The sequence below is a fragment of the Amnibacterium sp. genome, assembly GCF_025463795.1.
GTDB lineage: Bacteria > Actinomycetota > Actinomycetes > Actinomycetales > Microbacteriaceae > Amnibacterium.
This window is the reverse complement of record NZ_JAODBE010000205.1, coordinates 1-5,986: the sequence shown is the minus strand read 5'-3', so window position 1 is coordinate 5,986 and position 5,986 is coordinate 1. Positions and strand designations below refer to the sequence as shown.

The window sequence follows — 5,986 nt, the reverse complement described above, 5'->3', positions numbered from 1 at the left end:
ACGGGTGCGCATCGCGCCGCTGGACGCCGACGGCCGGGCCGCGGGAGCCGCGACGGACGCTGACGGGGTGACGGGGGAGATCCTGGTCTCCGCGCCGCACATCCTCGAGGGCTACGACCGGTTGTGGCGCACCGACCACGAGGCGAGAGCCGGCAGCGTCGACGACCACTGGCATCGCACCGGCGACGTCGGGCGGTTCGACGGGGCCGGCCGGCTCTGGGTCGAGGGGCGGCTGCTGCACGTGATCGTCACCGCCGACGGCGTGGTCACGCCGGTCGGCGTGGAGCAGCGCATCGAGGAGTCGTCCGGCATCCGGCGGGCGGCCGCCGTCGGCGTCGGCCCGCGCGGCACGCAGCAGCTCGTCGTCGTCGCCGAGGGAGAGCGGCCCGGCTTCCTCGAGGGCCCGCTCGCCGACGCCGTACGCGCGGCCGTCGGGCGGCCGGTCGCCGCGGTGATCGGCATCGAGCGGCTGCCCACCGACATCCGGCACAACTCGAAGATCGACCGCACCCTGCTCGCCGGATGGGCGACGACGGTGCTCTCCGGGAGGCGGGTGCCGCGGCTGTGACCGGCGAGCGGGTCCTGGTCACCGGCGCGAGCGGATACCTCGGCGGTGCTGTCGCCGCAGCGCTGCTCGCCGCCGGTTCTCGCGTGCGCACGCTGCAGCGCCGGCCGTCCGGCGTCGCCGGGGCGGAGGACGTGATCGGCACGGTCACCGACGCCGGATCGCGCAGGGCTGCCGTCGAGGGGATCGACGCGGTCGTGCACCTCGCGGCGAAGGTCACCTTCACAGGCGACCCGGCCGAGTTCGCCGCCGTGAACGTGGAGGGCACGCGGGCCCTGCTCGCCGACGCGGCCGCCTCCGGCGTGACGCGGTTCGTCTTCGTCTCGTCACCCTCGGTCGCGCACACGGGGACCTCGATCATGGGTGACGGGGCGGCTCCGGCCGAGCCGTCGAGGGCCCGGGGCGAGTACGCCCGTACGAAGGCCGCCGCGGAGCTCCTCGCCCTGGCCGCCGACTCGCCGTCGATGGCGGTCACCGCGGTGCGGCCGCACCTCGTGTGGGGACCGGGGGACCCGCAGCTCGTCGCCCGGGTGGTGGACAGGGCGTCGAAGGGCCGCCTGCCGCTCGTCGGCACCGGCGCGGCGCTCGTCGACACCTGCTACATCGACGACGCCGTCGACGGGATCCTGGCCGCCCTCCGCCGGATCGACGTCGCCCACGGCCAGGCGTACGTGCTCACCTCAGGGGAGCCGCGCCCCATCGGGGAGCTCTTCTCGGCGTTCTGCCGGGCGGCCGGTGTGCCCCCGCCCGCCGTGCACGTCCCGGTCCCCGTGGCATCCGCGGTCGGCGCGATCGCCGAGATCGTCTGGCGGCTCCGCCCCGGAGACGACGAACCGCCGATGACGCGGTTCCTCGCCGAGCAGCTGTCCACCGCCCACTGGTTCGACCAGCGCCGCACGCATCAGGACCTGGACTGGAGCCCCGCCGTCGGCGTGTCGCGGGGGCTCGAGCGTCTCCGCGCCGCGCATCGCGGTGCGACGGTCGCCGTGGGCGCCGGCGATCTGGCAGAATAGCCCGTCGGGTCCGCGAGCCCCGACCCTCTATCCGGGCACGCGGGCGGATCGTCTTGCTTCCGCGCCGGGTGTGCCCCACGCCCCCGGGACCGTCGGATGTCGTATCAATCGTCTCGCATGTGAGGAACACCAGACAGTGGCCGTCAAGATCCGCCTGAAGCGGCTCGGCAAGATCCGAGCCCCCTACTACCGCATCGTCGTCGCCGACTCGCGCACCAAGCGCGACGGTCGGGTCATCGAGGAGATCGGCAAGTACCACCCGACCGAGCACCCCTCGGTCATCGTGGTCGACTCCGCCCGCGCCCAGTACTGGCTCGGCGTCGGCGCGCAGCCGACCGAGCAGGTCGCCGCGCTCCTGAAGCTCACGGGCGACTGGGGTCGCTTCAAGGGCGACGCCACGGCCGAGAACCGGGTCGAGGTCAAGGGCGAGAAGGTCGCCTTCCAGCCCGACGCGAAGAAGACCCCGATCGTGCGCCCGAAGTCCGAGGTCAAGGACGCCGTGAAGGCGGCCCGCGCCGACGCCGAGGCCGACGCGGAGCGCGTCGACGAGGCCGACTCGACCACCACCGTCGAGCACGAGACGCCCCAGCAGGTCGACAACTCCTGATGCTGAAGTCCGCACTGCTGCACCTCGTCAAGGGGATCGTCGACCACCCGGACGCCGTCCAGGTGGAGTCCCGGTCGACCCCGCGCGGCGAGCTGCTCGAGGTGCGGGTGGACCCGGCCGACCTCGGCCGGGTCATCGGCCGTGCCGGCCGCACCGCGAAGGCGCTGCGCACCGTCATCGGTGCGCTCGCCGACGGTCGTTCCGTCCGCGTCGACGTCGTCGACGTCGACAGGTAGCAGTGGCGGCACGGGCCCGCTCCGCGCAGACGCAGCTGCGGGTCGGGCGACTCACGAAGGCGCACGGGCTGAAGGGCGGCCTCAAGCTCGAGCTGTTCACGGACGACCCCGACCGGCGCTTCACGCCCGGCGCGTCGTTCTCGCTGCAGGTCCCCGAGACGTCGCCGTGGCACGGCAAGCGCATCGAGCTCGCCGAGCTCCGCTGGTACAACAGCCATCCCGTCGGCTTCTTCACCGGGGTCACCGACCGCACCGCGGCGGAGAGCCTGGTCAAGGCGATCCTCTGGATCGACCAGGACCCGGCCGAGGCCGCCGAGCCCGACGCCTGGTACGACCACCAGCTGATCGGGCTCGACGTCGTCCGCGACCATGAGGTCGTCGGCGTGATCGACCGGCTCGAGCACTTGCCGGCGCAGGACCTCCTCGTCGTCAAGGTGGGGGAGCGCGAGGTCCTCGTCCCGTTCGTTCGGGCGATCGTGCCCGAGGTCGACGTGGAGGCGAAGCGTGTGGTCGTCACCCCGCCCGACGGCCTCTTCGAGGACGTGCCGATCGACGACGACACCCCTCGCGACCCCGATGCGGCGGAGCCGCAGGAGCACCGCGAGTCGCCCGACGACCAGGGCTGACCGTGCGGATCGACGTCGTCACGATCTTCCCGGAGCTCGTCCGGCTGCTCGACGTCTCGCTCGTCGGCAAGGCCCGCCGGACCGGCCTGCTCGACGTGCACGCCGTCGACCTCCGCGACTTCACCCACGACCGGCACCGCACCGTCGACGACACCCCGTACGGCGGGGGCGCCGGGATGGTGATGCGGCCGGAGCCGTGGGGCGAGGCGCTCGACGCGCTGCTCGACGCGGATCCGCTCGTCGTGTTCCTGACGCCGGCGGGGGAGCGGTTCGACCAGGCCACCGCCCGGCGCTTCGCCGCCGAGGAGCACCTCGTGTTCTGCTGCGGCCGGTACGAGGGCATCGACCAGCGCGTCGTGGAGCACGCGGCGTCGCGCGCCCGCGTCCTCGAGGTGAGCCTCGGCGACTTCGTGCTGAACGGCGGTGAGGTCGCGGCGCTCGCGATGATCGAGGCGACCGCCCGGCTGCTGCCCGGGGTCATCGGCAACCCGGCGAGCCTCGACGAGGAGAGCCATGAGGACGGCCTGCTCGAGTACCCCTCGTACACGAAGCCGGCGGTCTGGCGCGATCTCGAGGTGCCGCCCGTGCTGCGGTCCGGCGACCACGGAGCGGTCGACGCGTGGCGCCGGCAGCAGTCGCTGGAGCGCACCCGCCGCGTGCGCCCGGATCTGCTGCCGCCGGAGCGCTGACCCGGCGCTCGTCCCCCATCGGGACGGGTGCCGGGCGGCGACGGTGGCACGGTGTCCCGGACCGCTCCGGATGCTGCGCGGTCAGTCCCGCGCGGTGAGCACGAGCGGGGCGTCGTCCGTGATCGCGATCGTGTGCTCGCTGTGGGCGCCGCGGGAGCCGTCCACGCTGCGGAGGGTCCAGCCGTCCGGATCCGTCACGATCCGGTCGGTGGTCTCGAGCAGCCACGGCTCGATCGCGAGCACCAGCCCGGGCCGCAGCTTGAGGCCGCGATTGCGGCGCCCGTCGTTCGGCACGTGCGGATCGCCGTGCATCGTGCGGCCGACGCCGTGGCCGCCGAACTCGAGGTTCACGCTGTACCCGGCGGCGTGGCAGACGTCGCCGATCGCCGCGGAGACGTCGCCCAGCCGGTTGCCCGGTCGCGCTTCAGCGATCGCTGCGGCGAGCGCGTCCTGCGTGGTGGCGAGAACCCGCTCGTCCTCGGGGCGGGCGCGCCCGACGATCACGGTGAGGGCGCTGTCCGCGACCCAGCCGTCGACGCTCGCCGCGAAGTCCAGGCTGACCATGTCGCCGTCCTGGAGCCCGTAGTCGTGCGGCAGCCCGTGCAGCACCGCGTCGTTCACCGACGTGCAGAGCACCTTTCCGAACGGCATCGCACCGAACGACGGGTGGTAGTCGATGTAGCAGCTCTCCGCGCCGCGAGCCCGGATCATCTCGTGGGCGATCCGGTCGAGCTCGAGCAGGTTCATCCCGACGCGGGCCTCGCTCGCGAGGCGCTCGAGCACGCTCGCGACGAACCGGCCTGCCGGCCGCATCGCCTCGACCTCGGCGGGGGTGCGCAACTCGATCACGGGGTCCTCTCTGTTCGGCATCCGACCCTAGACCGGGCGGGCGAGCCGCCGGTGCCCAGCCGCTCAGCACGCCCTGGGCGAACCCCGTCGCTCTCGCGAGGTGCCGGATCTACCCTTCCCTCATGAGCGTGCGCATCCCCACGGCCGGCATCCGGCGCGCGGCGTTCGTGTGGCAGTTCGCGGCCGCCGTCGTGCTGCCGCTCTGGGTGCTCATCGGGTACGCGATCTGGGGCGGGGGCGTCGGCGGCTTCCTCGGCATCAGCCTGCTCGCGCCGCTGCTCGTGCTCGCGCAGCTCGGCCTCGCGGTGCTCTTCACGGCACGTTCGGCGGTGCGGCGTCCGCGGATGCTCGGTCTCGCCGACACGGGTGTCGTGGCGGTGCTCACCGCCGCCGTCGTCGGTGTCGGGTTCTTCGGCCCGGGCACCACGTGGTTCGGCGTGCTCGCTGTGGCGGCCGTGCTCGGCGGCTTCTGGCTGGGTGGGTACGAGCTGGTCACCGACATCCGCACCCGGATGCGCCGCACCCTCGCCGACCTCGGCTTCCGCCCGACCGACCCACGCGGCTCGGTCGACGCCGGCGAGTACCTGGTGATCAAGCCCTCGGACCGGTAGCCCGGGCGCCCCGCCTCCCGCACGAGGAACGGTGTCGTCCGTCGACCTGTGGCATGATGGGAGATCGTGCCGCGGCCCGGTCCTGCCGCAGGGGGACCATCCTTCGGGTCCAGCGGCCTCCTCTTCAGCGGCGCCGACCGGCGCCACGATCCGGGCCGACCGGCGGCGCGCCCAAGGAGTTCCCCATGAGCCAGCTTCTCGACGCCGTCGACGCCGCCAGCCTGCGGTCCGACGTCCCCGACTTCCGTCCCGGCGACACGGTGCGCGTGCACGTGAACATCGTCGAGGGCAACCGCAGCCGCATCCAGGTGTTCCAGGGCGCGGTCATCCGCCGCTCCGGCGCCGGCGTCCGCGAGACCTTCACGGTCCGCAAGGTCAGCTTCCAGGTGGGCGTGGAGCGCACCTTCCCGGTGCACTCGCCGGTGATCGACCACATCGAGGTCGTCACCCGCGGCGACGTGCGCCGCGCGAAGCTCTACTACCTGCGCGAGCTGCGCGGCAAGAAGGCGAAGATCCGCGAGAAGCGCGACGCCTGAGCGCCTCGGCCGCCTGATCCGCCCGGCGGATCCGGTGAGGCGGCCGCGCCGCTCCGCCTGACGGCCCGGTTCCGACCGGGACGTACACTGGCCCGCGGCACGGACCGTTCTCGCGTGCCAGGGAGGCCCGGATCGTGACCGACTGACCTCCGGAGAACGTCGAGGAGCGGCGCCCTCGCGTGGTCGATCGGATGCGCAACCGCTACCGCGGAGACGGAGCGTTCCTGCGGGATCTAGTCGTTATCGTCGTCGTG

8 protein-coding genes and 1 pseudogene are annotated in these 5,986 nt (G+C 73.4%); 8 read left to right on the top strand and 1 reads right to left on the bottom strand.

Going from position 1 to position 5,986, the window contains the following annotated elements; translation table 11 throughout:
* The 6 genes and pseudogenes from JWQ92_RS16875 to trmD all read left to right on the top strand — a co-directional run.
* Positions 1-568 (top strand): annotated as a pseudogene (locus JWQ92_RS16875) (AMP-binding protein); the annotation flags it as partial.
* Positions 565-1,578 (top strand): NAD(P)-dependent oxidoreductase, encoded by a 1,014-nt coding sequence (locus tag JWQ92_RS16870; RefSeq protein WP_297345626.1) that lies wholly within the window; start codon positions 565-567, stop codon positions 1,576-1,578. The pseudogene JWQ92_RS16875 and the gene JWQ92_RS16870, both read left to right, overlap by 4 nt.
* A 136-nt stretch (positions 1,579-1,714) precedes the next feature.
* Positions 1,715-2,185 carry a 30S ribosomal protein S16 gene (gene rpsP, locus JWQ92_RS16865; RefSeq protein ID WP_297345625.1) on the top strand — a complete coding sequence of 157 codons (471 nt, stop codon included), beginning with the start codon at positions 1,715-1,717 and terminating at the stop codon, positions 2,183-2,185.
* The gene (locus tag JWQ92_RS16860; RefSeq protein ID WP_297345624.1) at positions 2,185-2,421 is read left to right on the top strand and encodes an RNA-binding protein; all 237 of its coding nucleotides are present in this window, start codon (positions 2,185-2,187) and stop codon (positions 2,419-2,421) included. Before rpsP ends, JWQ92_RS16860 begins: the two co-directional genes overlap by 1 nt.
* 2 nt (positions 2,422-2,423) lie before the next feature.
* A complete protein-coding gene (gene rimM / locus JWQ92_RS16855) occupies positions 2,424-3,047 on the top strand; it encodes a ribosome maturation factor RimM (RefSeq protein WP_297345623.1) in 624 nt (207 codons plus the stop codon).
* Positions 3,048-3,049: 2 nt separating this feature from the next.
* Entirely contained in the window at positions 3,050-3,736 is a 687-nt protein-coding gene (trmD, locus tag JWQ92_RS16850; protein ID WP_297345622.1) for a tRNA (guanosine(37)-N1)-methyltransferase TrmD, read from the top strand.
* 81 nt (positions 3,737-3,817) lie between these two features.
* Here the strand turns inward: trmD and map are convergent, their stop codons facing one another.
* Positions 3,818-4,585: a type I methionyl aminopeptidase gene (gene map, locus JWQ92_RS16845; RefSeq protein ID WP_297345621.1), complete on the bottom strand. Its 768-nt coding sequence runs from the start codon at positions 4,583-4,585 to the stop codon at positions 3,818-3,820.
* Between the two features lie 122 nt (positions 4,586-4,707).
* Here map and JWQ92_RS16840 point away from each other — a divergent pair, with 122 nt between their 5' ends.
* Together JWQ92_RS16840 and rplS are read left to right on the top strand one after the other, a co-directional pair.
* Positions 4,708-5,196: a hypothetical protein gene (locus tag JWQ92_RS16840; RefSeq protein ID WP_297345620.1), complete on the top strand. Its 489-nt coding sequence runs from the start codon at positions 4,708-4,710 to the stop codon at positions 5,194-5,196.
* A gap of 185 nt (positions 5,197-5,381) precedes the next feature.
* On the top strand, positions 5,382-5,732 hold the full coding sequence (gene rplS / locus JWQ92_RS16835; protein WP_297345619.1) for a 50S ribosomal protein L19: 351 nt from the start codon (positions 5,382-5,384) through the stop codon (positions 5,730-5,732).
* The last annotated feature ends 254 nt before the right edge of the window (positions 5,733-5,986 follow it).

Coding starts and splice junctions, on each gene's coding strand:
- JWQ92_RS16860 (WP_297345624.1), top strand. CDS start 2,185: ATGCTGAAGTCCGCACTGCTGCACCTCGTCAAGGGGATCGTCGACCAC.
- JWQ92_RS16840 (WP_297345620.1), top strand. CDS start 4,708: ATGAGCGTGCGCATCCCCACGGCCGGCATCCGGCGCGCGGCGTTCGTG.
- rplS (WP_297345619.1), top strand. CDS start 5,382: ATGAGCCAGCTTCTCGACGCCGTCGACGCCGCCAGCCTGCGGTCCGAC.